Origin of the sequence: Flammeovirga pacifica (genome assembly GCF_000807855.2) — a bacterium.
Lineage (GTDB): Bacteria > Bacteroidota > Bacteroidia > Cytophagales > Flammeovirgaceae > Flammeovirga > Flammeovirga pacifica.
This window is the reverse complement of record NZ_JRYR02000001.1, coordinates 1,923,051-1,940,928: the sequence shown is the minus strand read 5'-3', so window position 1 is coordinate 1,940,928 and position 17,878 is coordinate 1,923,051. Positions and strand designations below refer to the sequence as shown.

Genomic DNA, 17,878 nt, shown 5'->3' with positions numbered 1-17,878 from the left:
GTCAAAACCTAAATTAAAATTATCATAATCAATGATCAGATTATTATTTAAATTTCTTTATTGGATCAACGGATGGAAGTTGAACATACATCATATTCCATTAGAAACCATAAAAAAGAGTGTATTCTTAGCAACACCACATACCACTAACTGGGATGCTGTTTATATGGTTGCATCCATGAGAAAGATTGGTATTAAACTGAGATTTGCCATTAAGAAAGAATGGGTAAGGTTTCCTTTGAATATAGCTTTAAGCCCAATGGGAGCTCTTGGAATTGATCGTTCTCCAAAAGAAAAAGGTCAAAAGAAATTAAGTATGGTAGAAGCCATGGCGAATTTATTTGAGACGCATGATGAATTAGCATTAGTGATTCCACCTGAAGGGTCAAGATCTTTAAGAGAAGAATGGAAAACAGGTTTTTACTATGTGGCTTTAACAGCTAAAGTACCTATTTTATTGGCTTATTTAGATTACGATAAAAAAGAGGCAGGGGTGATAGAAGCTTTTGAACCTACAGGAGACATAGAGGCTGATATGAAATATATTACAAGTGTTTATGAAAAGCACCATCCTGCCCCGAAATTCCCGGAATTGTTTTCTTATGACAAAAGATATATTTCAAAACACTAGTAAGTATTCTTTACCATAACATCATTTTGTTCTTTATTAGGAATGTTTCCTTATTTAATTTTACTTGCTTAATATTGTAAGAACGATCGGTACATTGTTACTAATTAAGAGTGAAAACTTAATAATGTAACAATTGATAGACGAAGATGTAACATGGAAAAGATTCAAAAAGAAATCATAAATCAAATAAATAAATCGAAATGTATGTTTCAAATGCCTTCAAAAGCGAAAGCGGAGGAATTTGTAGATGATATGTTTCGTTTTTTATTCCCTGTAGTTTCTGGTGTAGAACAAGGACATTATGCTGCTGAATTGGCATTAATCCGTTTGCAAGGAAAACTTCAAGAGTTATTTTTACCCATTCGTGATCAATTTGATGTAGGATGTACCGATGTAACAGATCGTTTTTTTGATGCTTTATCTTCCATTCATCAACAATTATTGATGGATGCAGAAGCCATTTTTGAAGGCGACCCTGCAGCAAAATATATTGAAGAGGTCATTTTAACTTACCCAGGGTTCTTCGCTATTTTTGTACATAGATTAAGTCATCAACTATTTAAATGCGAAGTACCTATTGTTCCAAGGTTATTTTCAGAATATGCACATTCTAAAACCGGAATAGATATTCATCCTGGGGCACAAATAGGAGATCATTTTTGCATAGATCATGGTACGGGTATCGTTGTAGGAGAAACTTGTGTGATAGGTAATTATGTGAAACTATACCAAGGTGTCACCTTAGGTGCGCTAAGCGTAAGCAAAGATTTAGCGACAATTAAAAGGCACCCCACAATAGATGACCATGTGGTTATTTATTCTGGTACAACAATTTTAGGAGGTGAAACCGTAATTGGTGAAAATTCAATTATAGGAGGAAATGTTTGGTTAACAGAAAGTGTTGATCCACATTCTACAGTTTATACTAAAGCCTCCGTAAGTGTGAAGCAAAAAGTGAAAAATAACATATAAAGTAAAGGGTAGCCCAATGGTTACCCTTTTTTATTTAAATAATTTTTCAATTAGTTTTTACATACTTCTAATTCTCCAAGTGCATTGTTTAAACCATCAACTCCATTGTTTAAATGAGAAATGGCAATGTGAATATGATCAATGGCATTGTTAAGATAAGAGTGTATTTCAGTAACATCGTCAGAGAAATGAGCAACCCCTAAAGTGTTAGAAGCCATATCCAATACTTTTTTTGCATCATGAAATGAACCATGTGCATCGTGTGTTTGATTTCCTGCTACGATGCAATGATCATAAGCCTGACTTTTTGCTTCATGAGTTTCACCTTTGGCATAATGAGCATTTTTCATTGCTGCTTCTGCCTCAGATTTAGCCAACTTCATGTTTTCTTTTATACAATCAATGCTGTGGCAATCAAAGCATTCGCTGATATAGTGTAATGCTGTTTCTGCTCCTTCATGAGATGATTGGTAATAATCATAGGCTTCATTGATATCGTTTACAATAACATGATGTTGTGCAAACAATGAGGAGGAAATAAATAGGAGAGTAAGTGTTAAGGTTGAAATGTGCGTTTTCATAGGTCTATTTGGTTTACAAGTGGGTAACAAAGCTGGGTTAGAAATTGCTCAATAAATTGGTAAAGTGATATTTAATAGTTGCTATAATGCAATTTGATGATTTTTTACAGACAGTATTAGCACTATCGAACAAAATATAAATGGGTGACTTTGAATTTAAAGAATGGAATGATCAAAAATATGATTTCATAAAAAAAGTCACTCCATTTCTGAAGTGACTACCATATTTTCTAAATTAAATTCATTTCTACCTGAAGTAGATTATTTAGTATTATTTTTTTCAGCCAATTGTGCCTTTAACTTTTCTAATTCAGAAGACGCACCTAAAGTGTGAGGACTATTCCCCCCCTGAAGACCTAAAGCAGAATCTATTTCATCTTCTACGGTTGTGTTAGATAGACTAGCAATATCCGCGTAAGAATCGGCTAATGCTTCTTTCTCTTCTACTTTCTCTCTCATTTTTTCTAAACGAGCAATTGTTGTTGACGAATCTACATTAGATAACTGTTTATTAAGTTTTGCAGAAGCATCACTAACAGTAGCTCTAGCTTTTAAAGTTTTTAGTTCGTTCTCCCACTTAGAAATTTGAGATTTTAACTGTTGAACATTACTTTCCATTTTGGTAAGCATCCCTTCATAGTTTTTAAGGTTAGTGGCATTTGCACCGGCTCTTTGTTCCAGTTGTTGTTTCCTTTCTAACGCTTGAGTAGCTAACCTATCTGCTTCTTGAGGATTGATCTGTCCATGATTGGCCCTTTCTAAGAGCATCATTGCTTTTTGCTCAAATTCTTTTGCAGACCTAACATTAGTCTGATGTTCCTTTCTTTCTCTAATATTTAAAGCTTTGACTTCAGCTAAACCTTGCATAGACTTCGATAAGTCGGCTTTTAAATCTCTTATACCTTGTTCTGTTTGCTTGATTGGGTTTTCAAGTTTATCTAATACAGAATGTGTTTCTGATTCTACTATTCCAAAAAGTCTTTTCAACCATTTAAACATATCTTTCTTATTTTAATTTTTTCTCAAAGTAATTGTAAGCTTCATTAATTTCTAAAGTGACTTTTTGTGCCATTTCTTGCTTTTTAGGGTCACCTTGAAATAAATCGGGATGGTAAACTTTTACCATTTTTCTATAGGCCTTTTTAATTGTAGGGAAGTCAGCACCTTTAGAAACTTCAAGGGCATTATAGTATTTGTCCTCTTGTGATGGAGGAGGAGTGCTACTTTTACTTTGATACGATTGTTGATAATTACTTGAGTTATCATTAGTATAACTCGTATCATTTTGCTCGTTGTATTTATTTTTATTGATGATGTCCTCGTAATATTTTTTCCATTCTTTCTCAAAATCATCCGAGAAAAGATCATTTAAAACAGAGTTGTTGGTCAATTGATCATTGATGGTACTTCTGAGGATATCTTTGAAGCGGTCTACTAACATTTTGCTATTTGATAATTATTATTTGACACTTATAATATAAAGATTAATCTTAAGATAAAAGCATTTCTTGATTCACTTTACGTGAATTAAAAGTATAGTCTCTATATATATCACGAAAAAAGATAGAAAAAGGATGTGTTTTTGAAAATAAAAAAATAAAAGAATGAATATTCATTTATTTTTTGACTTTGTATATCATAAATGTATATTTGACGATTAATAGGATTAAAGTATTGTTAATCCCACCAAACTTTAAAACAAAGGTTGCTATTATTTAAACTATTACTACTAAATTTGATTGTGAATAAACAAATTGAGGGGGCACTTTATAGTCTTCTGAATTTTGTTTATCTTAATAGAGGGTAACCTCGAACTTGATAAGATATGAATATGAAGTCATTAAATTTTTAAGATCTTAAACTAGATACTTTATTATCAATTGACTATCAAATTGGCCTTTAGCTTATTATCTAAATTTAGTAGTGCTTAATGTATTGGATTTCTTGTAGAGGAAACAATACCAAAAAAAATGATCAACATGGAACAGAACCGTCCTTGGTACAAACATTACGCAGATTTTACACCTCAGGAAATTAATCCTGATAACTACCAGTCACTTTTATCATTATTTAATGAAGCCTTCGGTAAGTTTTCTGATAAGATTGCTTACGAAAACATGGGAGGTAAATTAACCTACTCAGAGGTAGAAGTTCAGTCTAAAAGATTTGCTTCTTATCTTCAAAATGAATGTGGAATGGAAAAAGGCGATAGAATCGCTATCCAAATGCCTAACTGTTTACAATACCCAATTGCTATGATTGGTGCTATTCGTGCAGGTTGTGTTGTGGTAAATACCAATCCACTTTATACTGAAAGGGAAATGCTGCATCAGTTCACAGATGCAGAAGTGAAAACAGTAGTTATAGTAGCTAACTTTGCTGATAAATTAGAGAATATCAAGGACAAAGTTCCGACATTGAAAAACATCATTACAACAGAATTAGGTGATATGTTGACATTCCCTAAGAATCTTATTGTAAATGCTGTTGTGAAGCATATCAAAAAAATGGTTCCTACCTATAACTTGCCTTCAGCGGTAAAGTTCAAGGATGTTTTAACTATGGGTGCTGAAAAGCCTTATAACGAACCTGATTTAAAGGGCGATGATTATGCCTTTTTACAATATACAGGAGGTACTACAGGTGTTGCCAAAGGAGCGATTTTATCACATAGAAATATTGTTGCCAACCTCGAACAATCTAATGCATGGTTAAAAGGGGTGCTAACTGAAGGAGAAGAAATAGTAATCACCGCTTTACCGTTATATCATATTTTTGCCTTAACCGTCAATTGTATGACTATGATGAAAATTGGTGCTAGAAACATTCTAATTACCAATCCTCGTGACATGAACGCCTTCTTAAAGGAGATGTCTAAATATAAATTTTCTATTGTTACTGGGGTAAATACTTTGTTCAACGGTATGTTGAATCATAAGAAGTTTGCCGATATGGATTTCACTAATCTAAAAGTGACAATTGGTGGAGGTATGGCTGTACAGATGACAGTGGCAAAAAGATGGGAAGATGTAACAGGTTGTACTTTAGCAGAAGGTTACGGTTTGACAGAAACTTCTCCTGTTGTTTGTGTGCATCGTTTGGATAGTCCTAAAATAGGAACGATTGGATTACCTTACCCTTCTACTGATGTGAAAATCATGAGTGATGAAGGAAAAGAAGTTGGTATTGGAGATGTAGGTGAACTTTGTGTGAAAGGACCTCAGGTAATGCAGGGATACTGGAAACGTGAAGAAGATACAAAAGATACTTTCTTTCCTGATGGCTGGTTAAGAACTGGAGATATTGCTACAATGGATCACCATGGGTATTTTAAAATTGTAGACCGTAAAAAAGATATGATTCTTGTATCTGGTTTCAATGTATATCCTAATGAAGTAGAGGAAGTTCTAATAAGTAATGATAAAGTATTAGAATGCGCTGTTATTGGTGTACCCGATAATAAATCTACCGAAGCAGTAAAATGTTTTGTGGTGAAGAAAGATCAGCACCTAACATCAGACGAGTTGAAAGAATACTGTAAGCGAAACCTTGCAGGTTACAAAGTGCCTAAGCACTATGAGTTCAGAACAGAATTACCTAAAACAAATGTGGGTAAAATCTTGAGAAGAACATTAAAAGAAGAAGAAATGGAAAGGTTTAAACAAGCCATTCATTAAGATAAATAAAGGGCTGTCTCATTTAAAATTGAGATAGCCTTTTTAATTTTTAGTCTATGAGCCATAAAGAAGAATGGGTGAGTATACAAATAGATGCTCCCTTTATTTATAACGAACAAACTACCAAGGAAACGGAACATGTTTGGTTCCTATTTCACGGATACGGTCAATTAGCAGAACATTTTATTAGACGATTTGATATTTTAAATCCAATCACTCATCATGTTGTTGCTTTACAAGGACTGTCACGTTTTTATTTAGATGAAAAGTATGAGAAAATTGGTGCTTCTTGGATGACAAGAATGCATCGTGATAGAGATATCGTTCATCAAAAAAAATATATAGAAGAAGTGGTACAGAATAGATTACTTTCTATTCCCTCTTTTGATGTGAAACGTAACTACTTTGCCTTTTCACAAGGCGGAGCGACACTTTTGAGATGGTTAGTGGATGCCCAGCCTGAAGTAAATGCTTTAATTCTTTGGGCGGCTGATATTCCTACAGAATTCACACCAGAAGATTTTTCGTTTTTATCTGAAGACAGTAAGGTGATTTATGTAATTGGTGATAATGACCCTTTTAGAAGTTTCCTTGAAATAGAAAAGTTAAAAGAGTTTATCAAGCAATTAAATTGTAAAACGGAGATTGTTACATTTAGAGGAGGTCATAGTGTCAATCGACCTACGTTAAAAAATGTCCTCCAGAATCATCATTTAATTTGATGTATTACCTTTAAATTTCTCCCACATTTTCGTCTCTCTCTCAAAAAGAGTATCAAACTTTTTGGGATAGGGACTTTTTATTTCTTGCATTTCATTCGATACAGGATGTCGAAACTTGATCTCGGTAGAACTTAAAAAAAGCCCTTTTCCCTCAAGAGTATTTCCTTTTTCACCGTAAAGAGTATCGCCAACAATTGGGTGGCCAATTCCAGCCATATGTTTTCTTAATTGATGTGTTCTGCCTGTATGGGGACTAAGTTGTACTAAAGTAAGATGCCCTGAACGTAAAGAAGAGATAACTTTTAATGAAGTGTAGCTGCTATGACATTCTTTTCCATCCAAAGGTGTATGAATATCATCACTTCCTTCCAAACAACCCATAACTACAGCGGTATATTTCTTTTTGATTTCTTTGCTTTCAAATTGATCTCCTAAATCTACTCTTACCTTTCTAGTCTTTGCAATTAATAACACGCCAGATGTTGGTGCGTCTAACCGATGACAAGGTTTAGGCCATAACAATTTATCAGCTTTTGTAGTAGGTGTTAAGTTATAAACTAAGGCATTTTCTATGGTTTTAAATTGATTACCACTCACAGGGTGTCCGGCAGGTTTGTAAACAACTGCCAAGTCATCATCTTCAAATAAAACATCCAATTTTAACTCAAATACTTTAGGGGGGGTAGCTTCTTCTTCATGTATGATAATATGGTCACCTGAACCGATCCATTCATGTCCTTTTGCTACAGTACCATTTAAAGTAATTCTATCTTGTTTGAATGCTTTTTTTAAACCATTTCTAGTGTTTAAAGACGCATCACTTTTTATCAAGTAATCTAATATTCTGACTTTCTCTGGTGTAGTTTCAATATGATGATCAAATAAGATGGCCATAAAAATGTTTGATAAGAAATCGATTTTGAAAAGGACAAATTATCGCTTTTCCGTAAGTATTCATAAATCATTCTATTAAATACTTTAAAAACGATATCATTTTTTTTTCTCACCAATCGGAAGTTGTAAATTCGTTTAAAATACGATCCGGATGAAAGAAAAGTACATGCAACGTGCACTTCAGTTGGCACAATTGGGTAAAGGTAATGTGAGTCCCAACCCTATGGTAGGGGCTGTTATAGTATATAATGATACAATTATTGGCGAAGGCTATCATAAAAAGTATGGTGAACCTCATGCAGAAGTAAATGCTGTAGCATCTGTAAAAACGGAGGATTTAGCATTACTTCAAGATGCTGAAATGTATGTAACATTAGAACCATGCAGTCATTATGGTAAAACGCCACCTTGTGCTGACCTTTTAGTAAAACATCGTTTTAAAAAGGTTTATGTATGTAATTTAGATCCGAATCCATTAGTAGCAGGTAGAGGGATTAAAAAATTAGAGGACGCAGGTATTGAGGTAGAAACCAAACTTCTAGAGGATGAAGGGTTTGAAGTGAATAAGAGGTTTTTTAAAGCCATGCTACAAAAGCAACCCTATGTTATTCTAAAATATGCTCAAACAGCAGATGGATTTGTAGCTAGGGAAAACTTTGACTCTAAGTGGATTAGTAATGCTCAATCAAGACAATTAGTCCATAAACTAAGAGCAGAAGAAGATGCTATTTTAGTGGGTAAGAATACAGCTTTGTACGACAATCCGTCTTTAACGGTAAGAGATTGGACGGGGAGTCATCCTATCAGAATTGTGATAGATCGTTATTTAAGCCTTCCATTATCATATCATTTGTTTGATCAATCTGTAGAAACTTTAGTATATAATATTGAAAAGTCGAAAGAAACTGACCATTTAAAATATATCGCTCTAAAAGAGGATGATTTCTTTTCTTCATTATTGAATGATCTATTTGAAAGAAAAATACATTCTGTGATTATTGAAGGAGGCAGTTTTGTCCTTCAACAGTTTATTGATCAAAGACTTTGGGATGAAGCACATGTGTTTACATCATCTACTTCAAAATTTGGAAAAGGAATTTCAGCTCCTCTTTTAACGAATAAAGAGAAAGTAAAGGCTAAAAATATCTTAGGTGATGATTATTCTATATATTATCGTTTAAAAGACTGATACTATGGAATTAAATGAAGTGATGGATGCTTTGTATCAATTCGGTAATGAAGGTACAAAGCGAATTTATATGAATCATGGTGCCCCTGAACCCTTTTTTGGAGTGAAGGTAGGCGATCTGAAAAAGTTACAAAAGAAGATTAAAGTCAATCATCAATTGGCGTTAGAATTATTTGATACGGGAAATTCTGATGCACAATATCTTGCAGGTATGATTGCCGACCCAAAATTAGCCACCAAAGAAGAAATGCAAGAATGGGCACAAGGCGCAACATGGTATATGATTAGTGATTATGCTATAGCAGGTGTTGTGGCTTCTACTTCATTTGGTTGGGAATTAGGATTAGAATGGATACAATCTGACGAAGAATTTATTTGTAGTGCAGGTTGGTGTACATTAGCGGGTTATTTATCAATTCATAATGATGATGAAATAGATCTTTTAAAAATTGAAGAATTACTTACTTTTGCAGAAAATAAGATTCACGACCAAAAAAATAGGGTACGTTATAGCCTTAATGGGTTTGTGATTTCAGTAGGAGCATATGTTGAAAGCTTATCAGAAAGAGCTTTAGCTGTAGGTAAAACTATTGGTAAAGTGTCTGTAAATATGGGCAAAACAAGTTGTAAAGTTCCGTTAGCTGAAGATTATATATTGAAAGTTAGATCAATGGATAGAGTAGGGAAGAAAAAGAAAAGTACGAGGTGTTAAATAGATTGCAGAGGTAGTGAAATGATTGCCCCCTATAATCATTTAGTAATAGGCATTTTTTGTGTTTATGGGTACAGATCTCACCTTTTAGCTTTCCCTAGTCGTTCAGAATAAATATTGAAAACGTTGAATTATCAAGAAACCCTAGATTTTCTATATGCACAACTTCCTATGTACCAAAGGGATGGGAAGTCTGCTTTTAAGAAAGACTTAACCAATACGTTGGCGTTGTGCTCTTTTTTGGATAATCCAGAAAGAAAATTTAAATCGATTCATGTAGCAGGAACAAACGGTAAAGGAAGTTCCTCTCACTTAATGGCTTCTATTTTACAAGAAGCAGGGTATAAAGTGGGGTTGTATACTTCACCTCATTTAAAGAGTTTTACCGAGAGAGTTCGAATCAATGGTGTCGGTATTAGCGAGCAACAAGTAATTGATTTTGTAGAAAAAGTGAAGCCAGCAATTGAAGAAATTCAACCTTCCTTTTTTGAATTAACGGTTGCTATGGCTTTTGATCATTTTGCTCTAGAAGAAGTAGATGTTGCCATTATTGAAGTAGGACTAGGTGGTCGTTTAGATTCTACTAATGTGATCAAACCTGAAGCATGTTTAATTACCAATATAGGTATGGACCATATGGACATGTTAGGGAACACATTGAAGAAAATTGGTAGAGAGAAGGCAGGGATCATAAAAAGTGAAACTCCTGTAATAATTAGTCAGAAACAACCAGAAACTTCGGGTGTATTTATGGAAATGGCCCAGGAGAAAAATGCTCCTTTGGTATTTGCAGAGAATTATCTCCACTGGAAGGAAAAGGATATTTATCTTAAAAATGAAGTCTATTTAAAAGAGGCTGAAATTGGAGTAAAAGGCGATTACCAAAAGCACAATTCTTTAGGAGTGATTGCACTTTCTTATTACCTCAATGAACATAATTCTTTTGATATTAGTAAAGACCATATACAAAAAGGTTTAGCTAATGTAGTTGATAATACGGGTTTAAAAGGTAGATGGCAAGTATTACAACAGCAACCTAAAATTATTACCGATGTCGGACATAATGAAGATGGGTGGAGATTTGTATTGAATCAATTACAAAGAGAAGAATACGATCATTTACATATTGTTCTTGGTGTTGTTGTAGAAAAGGATTTGCCTAATATGTTGAGTAAGTTGCCTCAAGAAGCTACTTATTATTTCTGTAAACCTAATGTTCCAAGAGGATTAGAGGCTGATGTATTATTCAAAGCAGCTCAAGAAATTGGTTTAAAAGGAGAGAGTATTTCTGATGTGAATCAAGCAATTTCTAAGGCAAAAGAACAGGCTAAATCGACAGATTTGATCTTTATTGGAGGCAGTACTTTTGTGGTTGCAGAGATAAATGAGTTGTAAACAAATCTTTCAAAAAACATTTTTTAACATCAAGTTTGCTAGATGAAGAGACAAAAACTATACATTTGTCTCATAGATAATGAATAGTCAATGACGTAAGTTGTTGACTATTTTATGTGTGTGCCCAAAATGGACACAGCCTTATTTTATTTTAAAGATATAATAATCTTCTAGAGGGTGCAAGTCCCTTATGTGCGGGGTACGATCCCGAAGCATTAGCAAGTGACAAGGTGGTTTTCCGTGAGGAATGCACTGAAGTAAGTCAAACGGCAAAAGTTGGTACTGACGAACAGAAACTACATAAGAGGCATCATTAATGGGATGAGCAAGCACATCTTTGTGAAGTCCAAAGGCGATCTAGCTCCACGACTATGCTGTGGCTTAATGATGTAGATGTAGCAGTGATCAATGGAAAGAAGGTGTCCTTACTTGGGGAGATCTCTTCGTTGCAGGTTCAACAAGAGAAGTCAGCCGAGGTCGTAGTAGGTAATAAAAGTACCGACAAGTTTCGGAGAACTCACCTTACTGAAGGACTGAAGGTTACAGTGTCTCAAATTTTTAATGGAGGCAAGAAATGTTGACACAGCAGTGGAATTTCTTGTTAGCCTTAAAGAAGAGAGACTAGGAATTTTTAATGTAGATTATGATAGAAAAAGTTGTATCAAAAATAAACATGTATAACGCTTATAAGCGTGTTTTTAGTAATGGCGGTGGTGCTGGTGTCGATGGAATGACCCTCGATAAATTGCACTTTCATCTTAACAAGACATGGCCTATCAAAAAGCAACTTCTACTAGAAGGTCGGTTTCTTCCACAACCTATAAAAGGGGTGGAAATTCCAAAACCTAATGGCAAGAAGCGACTTCTTGGTATTCCTACTGTTGAGGACCGACTTATTCAACAAGCAATGCTCCAGGTATTATCTCCTATTTTTGATAAAGATTTTTCTACACATAGTTATGGATTTAGACCCAATAAAAGTGCACATCAAGCACTTCAAACATCGCTAGCTTATATCAATAATGGCTATCAGAAAATTATAGATATTGATCTGAAAAGTTTCTTCGACGAAGTAGATCATAGTATTTTACTAGAACTAGTGTATAGAAAAGTAAAATGCACAATAGTCATGAAATTACTTCGAAAGTTTCTAAGAGCTCCTATTTTAATTCAAGGGAAATTACAGAAAAGACAAAAAGGTGTTCCTCAAGGAGGTCCATTAAGTCCGTTACTTTCTAATATTGTCTTACATGAATTAGATCAAACTCTAGAAGCTAGAGGTTTACTTTTTATACGATTTGCTGATGATTTCAGTATCTACACAAAGTCTGCAAAAGCAGCCAAACGTGTAGGAAATAGTATCTATTGTTTTCTAAAAGAACATCTAAAACTCCCAATAAATAGAGAGAAAAGTGGGCTAAGAAAACCGCATCAATTTGAGGTACTCGGCTACACTTTTGTTCCTAGTTATAAGAAGGGTACTAAAGGGAAATTTCAGTTAGTGGCTAAGCAAAAAGCATGGGAAAGATTGAAGTATTCTCTAAAAGAGGTCACTTGTAAAACCAAACCTATGAGTTTTGACGAACGCATCAAGAAACTTCTAGAAGTGCAACGTGGATGGGTGAATTATTTTAAGCTAGGAAGCATCAAGTTGAAACTTAAAAAGTTAGACGAATGGCTTCGAAATAGGCTTCGTTACTGCATTTGGCACGACTGGAAGAAACCCGAACGTAAGCGTAAAAACTTAATCCGTTTAGGTATTCCTCAAGGTCAGGCATATGCATGGAGTCGAACGCGAAAAGGTGGTTGGGCTGTAGCTCAAAGTCCTATTCTTAACACAACAATTACGTTGGGTAGGTTAAGACAAAGAGGTTACATTTCCATGATAGATATTTACACTAAGGCAACCGAAAAGTAGCCAACCGCCGTATACGAGACCCGTATGTACGGTGGTGTGAGAGGCTCTCCCTGTCAGTTTTTACTGACGGGGCGGTCTACTCGATTTAACCAATTGTCTTATATATGATTTGTAGAAAAATATTCTACACCTTACTATCTTTCGTTACAATCTATTTGTCTTCTTGTGATTTTAATTCAGAAGAACATCAAATGGTTTTTGAAAAAGTAATCACAAGTTCTCCCGTTATGGTAGAAAATGGTGAAATGATTCAGTTTATCGATTCGATGGTGCTAAAATTGAATATTGAAGAGGAGAAAGTTTTTGGAGAGTTAGATCGAAATACGTCAAATACAGAAAGAATTTCAGGAAAACTAATAGGAACGATTCATGACGGTCTCATCAAAGCGATATATTCTTATGAGCAAGGTGGAGCAATCATTAGAGAAGAGAAAATTATTAAGCTAGGCGAAAATTTTGCCCATTTTAGAATCGGAGGAAAAATGAAGTTACAAGATGGTGTATATATCTACACTTCAACCGACAATGATGTTGAATATGGTGCAAAGATCCCTAGAAAATTGTAAAAATATTAACGAGAGCTCCTCATTTGAGGAGCTTTTTTTTATCCTTCTAAATAATAAACACGTTTTACTCGTGAACTCACAGAGGTTAGTATCTCATAAGGAATGGTATCAATAGATTGTGCCAATTGATTAATACTTAATTCTGGACCAAAAATAATTACTTCATCACCTACAGAAGCATTAATTTCGGTAATATCAACCATAGTCATATCCATACAAATATTCCCGATCACATTGGCTTTTTTACCTTTGATAATCACTTGTCCAACCCCATTGCTAAATCTTCTATTAAATCCATCGGCGTAGCCAATACCAATAGTAGCAATTTTCATTTCTTTAGTTGCTACACCCTTACGACCGTATCCAATAGTTTCTCCTTTTTGGATGGTTTTAATCTGAGCTATTACAGACTTTAAGGTAGCTACCGTTTGTAGATCATCTTGTTTAATATGATTTACTTCTATGCCGTGTAACCCAATACCTAATCTCACCATATCTAATTGATGTTCGGGGAAACGAACGATACCTGCAGAATTAAGACAATGCTTAATGACTGTATATCCTAGATGTTCTTCTAATTGATGAGATAGATTTTTGAATTGAGCAATTTGATCAAGAGTATAGCTGTTGTGTTGTTCTTCGTCAGCACCAGCCAAATGCGTAAATACACCTGTGACTTTCACTTTATCCTTTATACGACTAAGTGTAGCTAAAAGGGTAGAAAACTCCTCTTTTCTAAAACCTAAACGGTGCATTCCTGTATCAATATTGATCTGTATTTTAAAGAGTTGATCACCTTCATCTTCCATCAGAAAGTCTTTTAATGCCTCAAGGAGTTCTAAGTTATAAATCTCAGGTTCTAATTGATGCATTTTCATTGTTTCAAAAGAATCTGGAGAAGGAGTTAATACCATAATTGGAGTTCTTATTCCATTCTCACGTAATTCTACTCCTTCATCAGCAAAGGCTACCCCAAGGTAATCAACCAAATGATATTGAAGTGTATTTGCCAATTCATGTTTTCCGCTACCGTAACCTAAAGCTTTGACCATTACCATCACTTTAGTAGATGATTTTAGTTGCGATTTATAAAACATAAGGTTGTGTACCACTGCATCTAAATTGATTTCTAGACGGGTACTATGAATTTTTCTTTGAAGTAGAGAGGCAATCTTTTCGAATTCATATTGTCTCGCTCCCTTCAATAAAATCATTTCCTTTTGAAAGCTGATTTTATGATCTCTAATGTGTTTTCTTAATTCTGAAGTAGAGGCAAAGTATTCTCCATCAATAGTAATTTCATTTTGATATTGCATCAAATGTTTACCTACGCCAATAAAACGTTCTATTTCATTTTCATGAATCAGTTCATTTATTTTCTTATGTAATGCTGATTTATCATTATGTCCTTGAAGTAAATCAGATAGAATTAACGTCTTCGGAAGGTTTTCTTGATGTTGCCCCATAAAACTCAGAGCAATCTGAAGTCCTCCTAAATCATTATTATAAAAATCATTGATCAATACTGTGCCGTTAATTCCTTCTTTTCTCTCCAAACGCATCGGAAGACTTTTCAAGAACTTTAATTTTTGATTGATTTCATCAAAAGGATACTCAAGGAAAGCAAGAACAGCTACACAGTGCATTGCATTTTCGAAAGAAGCTTCATCCTTAAAAGGAATATCAATCTGATGTATATCTTGATTGAATGAGATAGATACAGTTTGATTATCAATAGCTTCAATACGTAAAGTAGCATCTTTATGTACTCCCCAATGAAATGCTATACCTTTCTTTTTTTGTAATTCTTGATGAATCTCTTCATGATCTCTGCAATAAATAATATGCTGACATTGATCAAAAAGTTTTCCCTTTTCTTCTAGTTTTTGAGCTCTACTATCAAAAAGTTTATCATGAGCAGATCCTAAATTAGTAAATAAACCTATCGTTGGCTGAATGATTTTCTGAAGTTTCTGCATCTCATCAACTTGGGAAATACCTGCTTCGAAAATACCTAATTCATGTTTTTCATTGATTTGCCAAACAGACAGAGGAACACCAATTTGAGAATTATAACTCTTGGGACTTTTGACAACATTTTTATCCGCTTCTAGTAATGTATAAAGCCACTCTTTGACAATTGTTTTAGCATTAGATCCTGTAATACCGATTGTAGGTAATTGAGGAAACAATTCTCGGTGATAAGTAGTCACTTCTTGTAGAGTAACTAAAACATTATCCACATAGATAAATGCTGCATCCTTATAAATATACCCTTTATCAAAGTCAGCAGTGACCACAAATTTTCTTACTCCTTTAGAGTAAAGAGCATCAATAAAATCTTGTCCATCTCTTTTAATACCACTCAAAGCAAAGAAGATAGTTTGACTAGGTGCAGTCAACATTCTGCTATCTATTAATAGGTATTTAGCTTTCCAAAAAGAAGAAGAAAAATCGATACTTAAGTTCGTGCTCATAAAACTGATCTAAGAAAATGTAATAATGCAACTTACTAAGAAAGTAATATTATTGTGTTAAACAAACCTTCTTTTTTTGATGAGATTATGCATTAAATTACCTCTTCGTTAATGATCTCAATCAAGAATAACAACTCATAGAATTTTCTATTACCTTTGCATGCTGATTTGGTAAGACCCCTCAAATCAGCATTAATCAGTTACTACAGATTTCTTCCATGCGAAAGATAATATCAAGATATTCAGAACATTATAAAGACACCATCCGTTTAGCTACTCCTGTAGTAGTTTCACAGGCGGGACAAAACCTAACCAACATTTTAGATAATGTAATGGTAGGACATTACAATACTGTAGATTTAGCGGGAGCTGGATTTGCCAATTCTTTATTTGCCATTTTTCTAGTATTTGGAATTGGCTTTGCTGTAGGTGTTACTCCACTAGTGGGTAAAGCATATGGTCAGAAAAACTATAAAGAAATGGGAAGCCTTTTCCGACATAGTATTACTCTGAATACTGTTTTTGTGATTGCAATTACTATTATTTTATTACTTCTTTCTACGGTAATGAATTACATGGGACAGACAGAAGAAGTAGTTGTTGCGGCAAGACCCTATCTTTTGATTAATGCATTTTCATTAATTCCGTTGATGGTGTTTTTTACAGCCAAGCAATTTGCTGAGGGAGTAAAATTCACAAAAGTTGCGATGTACTTTACATTATTGGCTAACATCATTAATGTGATTATCAACTATTTATTGATCTACGGTAGCTTTGGAGCACCTGAATTAGGTTTGTTGGGGGCAGGTATCGGTACTTTTATAGCACGTTTAGTGGCTTCTGTTGGTATGATGATATATGTTTTAAAAAGTCCATCATTCCACCCATTCTTAGCAGGATTTAATAAAGTAAAAATCAATAAAGAGAAGCTTTGGGCTCAGTTTAAAATGAGTATGCCTATCGGCTTACAAGCTTTAATGGAAGTAGGAGCATTTGCTGTAGGTGCAATGATAATTGGTACAGTAGGAACGAATCCAATTGCTGCCCATCAGATTGTAATGAGTATGATATCTCTGACTTTCATGATGGTGAGTGGTGTGTCTTCTGCAGTATCTGTAAGAGTTGCCAATTATTACGGACAGGACAACTGGGTGGAAGCCAAAAATGCTGGTTTTACCGGAGTTCAGTTTGCCATGTTAGCGATGATTATATCAGCCACAACTTTTTATGTTTTTAATGAATGGCTGCCAACTTTATACACAAGTGATAAAGAGGTGATTATGTATGCTTCTCAAATGTTAGTTTTTGCAGCGTTATTCCAATTATCAGATGGATTACAGGTGATCATGACAGGTGCTCTGAGAGGAATATCAGAAGTGAAAATGCCGACATTAATTTGTTTTATTTCGTATTGGGTAGTCTCTCTACCTATAGGATATGTGTTAACTAATTATACCGATTGGAGCTTTTTAGGAGTATGGATTGGTTTATCTCTAGGATTAACATTGTCTGCTTTGCTTCTGTTTGCTAGATTTACATGGAAAACCAACCATGAAATTCAAAAGGGCACACCACAAAAAATAAAAGCATAAGTGTTAGAGGAACAAAAGAAATCGATAAGAAGAACATTAATCCAGAAGAGGAATCAGTTGACTGAGAATGAAATATTGATCTCAGAGTCTATCATCAGTGAGCAATTTTGGAAGGAGGTAGATGAATTACCGAAAGTATTGCATACCTACATTCCTATCAATAATGAAGCATCAACAATGTCAATCATAAAAAAGGCATTGGCTTTAAATTGGACTGTTGTGGTTCCTCAAACCTTAAAAAATAGACAAATGAATCACTTGATTCTTCATTCTTTAGAAGATTTGGAGAAAGAAAAGTTCGGGACATTTGTTCCTAAAAGGAAAGAATTATTTGAAGGGGAAATCGATCATATTTTAGTTCCTGGAGTTGCTTTTTCTAATAGTAATGGAAGAATGGGTTACGGAGGAGGATATTACGATACTTTTTTACCTCAATATCCTTCAGCAAAAAAGTGGGGAATCACCTATAAATTACAGATAATTGATGATTTACCCCTAGAAAAGCACGACATACCTATGGATGCGTTAATAATTGGCTAGTTTTTTATCATA

16 protein-coding genes are annotated in these 17,878 nt (G+C 34.3%); 11 read left to right on the top strand and 5 right to left on the bottom strand.

The window, feature by feature from the left end:
* Positions 1-31: 31 nt before the first annotated feature.
* Positions 32-631 (top strand): 1-acyl-sn-glycerol-3-phosphate acyltransferase, encoded by a 600-nt coding sequence (locus NH26_RS07750; protein ID WP_044225095.1) that lies wholly within the window; start codon positions 32-34, stop codon positions 629-631.
* 153 nt (positions 632-784) lie between these two features.
* Positions 785-1,603 (top strand): serine O-acetyltransferase, encoded by an 819-nt coding sequence (locus tag NH26_RS07745; RefSeq protein WP_044225098.1) that lies wholly within the window; start codon positions 785-787, stop codon positions 1,601-1,603.
* Positions 1,604-1,653: 50 nt separating this feature from the next.
* On the opposite strand, the gene NH26_RS07740 is transcribed toward NH26_RS07745, so the two are convergent.
* The 3 genes from NH26_RS07740 to NH26_RS07730 all read right to left on the bottom strand — a co-directional run bounded on the left by NH26_RS07740 (position 1,654) and on the right by NH26_RS07730 (position 3,625).
* A complete protein-coding gene (locus NH26_RS07740) occupies positions 1,654-2,184 on the bottom strand; it encodes a hypothetical protein (protein WP_139262938.1) in 531 nt (176 codons plus the stop codon).
* Between the two features lie 261 nt (positions 2,185-2,445).
* Positions 2,446-3,171, bottom strand: coding sequence for a PspA/IM30 family protein (locus NH26_RS07735; protein WP_158021900.1), 726 nt, complete (start codon positions 3,169-3,171; stop codon positions 2,446-2,448).
* Positions 3,172-3,190: 19 nt separating this feature from the next.
* Positions 3,191-3,625: a J domain-containing protein gene (locus NH26_RS07730; RefSeq protein WP_052432091.1), complete on the bottom strand. Its 435-nt coding sequence runs from the start codon at positions 3,623-3,625 to the stop codon at positions 3,191-3,193.
* Between the two features lie 538 nt (positions 3,626-4,163).
* On the opposite strand from NH26_RS07730, the gene NH26_RS07725 reads away from it, so the two are divergent.
* Positions 4,164-5,861 carry an AMP-binding protein gene (locus tag NH26_RS07725; protein WP_044225201.1) on the top strand — a complete coding sequence of 566 codons (1,698 nt, stop codon included), beginning with the start codon at positions 4,164-4,166 and terminating at the stop codon, positions 5,859-5,861.
* 56 nt (positions 5,862-5,917) lie between these two features.
* Positions 5,918-6,583 (top strand): alpha/beta hydrolase, encoded by a 666-nt coding sequence (locus NH26_RS07720; RefSeq protein WP_044225106.1) that lies wholly within the window; start codon positions 5,918-5,920, stop codon positions 6,581-6,583.
* On the opposite strand, the gene NH26_RS07715 is transcribed toward NH26_RS07720, so the two are convergent.
* Positions 6,575-7,477, bottom strand: coding sequence for an RluA family pseudouridine synthase (locus NH26_RS07715; RefSeq protein ID WP_044225110.1), 903 nt, complete (start codon positions 7,475-7,477; stop codon positions 6,575-6,577). The genes NH26_RS07720 and NH26_RS07715 overlap by 9 nt on opposite strands.
* A 151-nt stretch (positions 7,478-7,628) precedes the next feature.
* Between NH26_RS07715 and ribD the strand changes: the two genes are divergently transcribed.
* The 5 genes from ribD (at position 7,629) to NH26_RS07685 (ending at position 13,257) form a co-directional block, all read left to right on the top strand.
* On the top strand, positions 7,629-8,666 hold the full coding sequence (ribD, locus tag NH26_RS07710; RefSeq protein ID WP_242427309.1) for a bifunctional diaminohydroxyphosphoribosylaminopyrimidine deaminase/5-amino-6-(5-phosphoribosylamino)uracil reductase RibD: 1,038 nt from the start codon (positions 7,629-7,631) through the stop codon (positions 8,664-8,666).
* Between the two features lie 4 nt (positions 8,667-8,670).
* On the top strand, positions 8,671-9,378 hold the full coding sequence (locus NH26_RS07705; RefSeq protein WP_044225113.1) for a DNA alkylation repair protein: 708 nt from the start codon (positions 8,671-8,673) through the stop codon (positions 9,376-9,378).
* A 126-nt stretch (positions 9,379-9,504) separates the two neighbouring features.
* On the top strand, positions 9,505-10,773 hold the full coding sequence (locus tag NH26_RS07700) for a bifunctional folylpolyglutamate synthase/dihydrofolate synthase (protein WP_044225206.1): 1,269 nt from the start codon (positions 9,505-9,507) through the stop codon (positions 10,771-10,773).
* A 673-nt stretch (positions 10,774-11,446) separates the two neighbouring features.
* Positions 11,447-12,691, top strand: coding sequence for a group II intron reverse transcriptase/maturase (ltrA, locus tag NH26_RS07690; protein ID WP_242427308.1), 1,245 nt, complete (start codon positions 11,447-11,449; stop codon positions 12,689-12,691).
* A 104-nt stretch (positions 12,692-12,795) separates the two neighbouring features.
* Entirely contained in the window at positions 12,796-13,257 is a 462-nt protein-coding gene (locus NH26_RS07685) for a hypothetical protein (protein WP_044218287.1), read from the top strand.
* A gap of 38 nt (positions 13,258-13,295) precedes the next feature.
* On the opposite strand, the gene NH26_RS07680 is transcribed toward NH26_RS07685, so the two are convergent.
* On the bottom strand, positions 13,296-15,734 hold the full coding sequence (locus NH26_RS07680; protein WP_044218290.1) for a bifunctional UDP-N-acetylmuramoyl-tripeptide:D-alanyl-D-alanine ligase/alanine racemase: 2,439 nt from the start codon (positions 15,732-15,734) through the stop codon (positions 13,296-13,298).
* 218 nt (positions 15,735-15,952) lie between these two features.
* Here NH26_RS07680 and NH26_RS07675 point away from each other — a divergent pair, with 218 nt between their 5' ends.
* Positions 15,953-17,326 (top strand): MATE family efflux transporter, encoded by a 1,374-nt coding sequence (locus NH26_RS07675; RefSeq protein ID WP_044218293.1) that lies wholly within the window; start codon positions 15,953-15,955, stop codon positions 17,324-17,326.
* Positions 17,327-17,866, top strand: a complete 540-nt coding sequence (locus tag NH26_RS07670; RefSeq protein ID WP_044218294.1) for a 5-formyltetrahydrofolate cyclo-ligase — start codon at positions 17,327-17,329, stop codon at positions 17,864-17,866.
* The last annotated feature ends 12 nt before the right edge of the window (positions 17,867-17,878 follow it).

Bases quoted from the DNA above. Each gene is read 5' to 3' on its own strand.
- NH26_RS07750 (WP_044225095.1), top strand. From the start codon at position 32: ATGATCAGATTATTATTTAAATTTCTTTATTGGATCAACGGATGGAAG.
- NH26_RS07745 (WP_044225098.1), top strand. From the start codon at position 785: ATGGAAAAGATTCAAAAAGAAATCATAAATCAAATAAATAAATCGAAA.
- NH26_RS07740 (WP_139262938.1), bottom strand. From the start codon at position 2,184: ATGAAAACGCACATTTCAACCTTAACACTTACTCTCCTATTTATTTCC.
- NH26_RS07730 (WP_052432091.1), bottom strand. From the start codon at position 3,625: ATGTTAGTAGACCGCTTCAAAGATATCCTCAGAAGTACCATCAATGAT.
- NH26_RS07725 (WP_044225201.1), top strand. From the start codon at position 4,164: ATGGAACAGAACCGTCCTTGGTACAAACATTACGCAGATTTTACACCT.
- NH26_RS07720 (WP_044225106.1), top strand. From the start codon at position 5,918: ATGAGCCATAAAGAAGAATGGGTGAGTATACAAATAGATGCTCCCTTT.
- NH26_RS07715 (WP_044225110.1), bottom strand. From the start codon at position 7,477: ATGGCCATCTTATTTGATCATCATATTGAAACTACACCAGAGAAAGTC.
- ribD (WP_242427309.1), top strand. From the start codon at position 7,629: ATGAAAGAAAAGTACATGCAACGTGCACTTCAGTTGGCACAATTGGGT.
- NH26_RS07705 (WP_044225113.1), top strand. From the start codon at position 8,671: ATGGAATTAAATGAAGTGATGGATGCTTTGTATCAATTCGGTAATGAA.
- ltrA (WP_242427308.1), top strand. From the start codon at position 11,447: ATGTATAACGCTTATAAGCGTGTTTTTAGTAATGGCGGTGGTGCTGGT.
- NH26_RS07685 (WP_044218287.1), top strand. From the start codon at position 12,796: ATGATTTGTAGAAAAATATTCTACACCTTACTATCTTTCGTTACAATC.
- NH26_RS07680 (WP_044218290.1), bottom strand. From the start codon at position 15,734: ATGAGCACGAACTTAAGTATCGATTTTTCTTCTTCTTTTTGGAAAGCT.
- NH26_RS07675 (WP_044218293.1), top strand. From the start codon at position 15,953: ATGCGAAAGATAATATCAAGATATTCAGAACATTATAAAGACACCATC.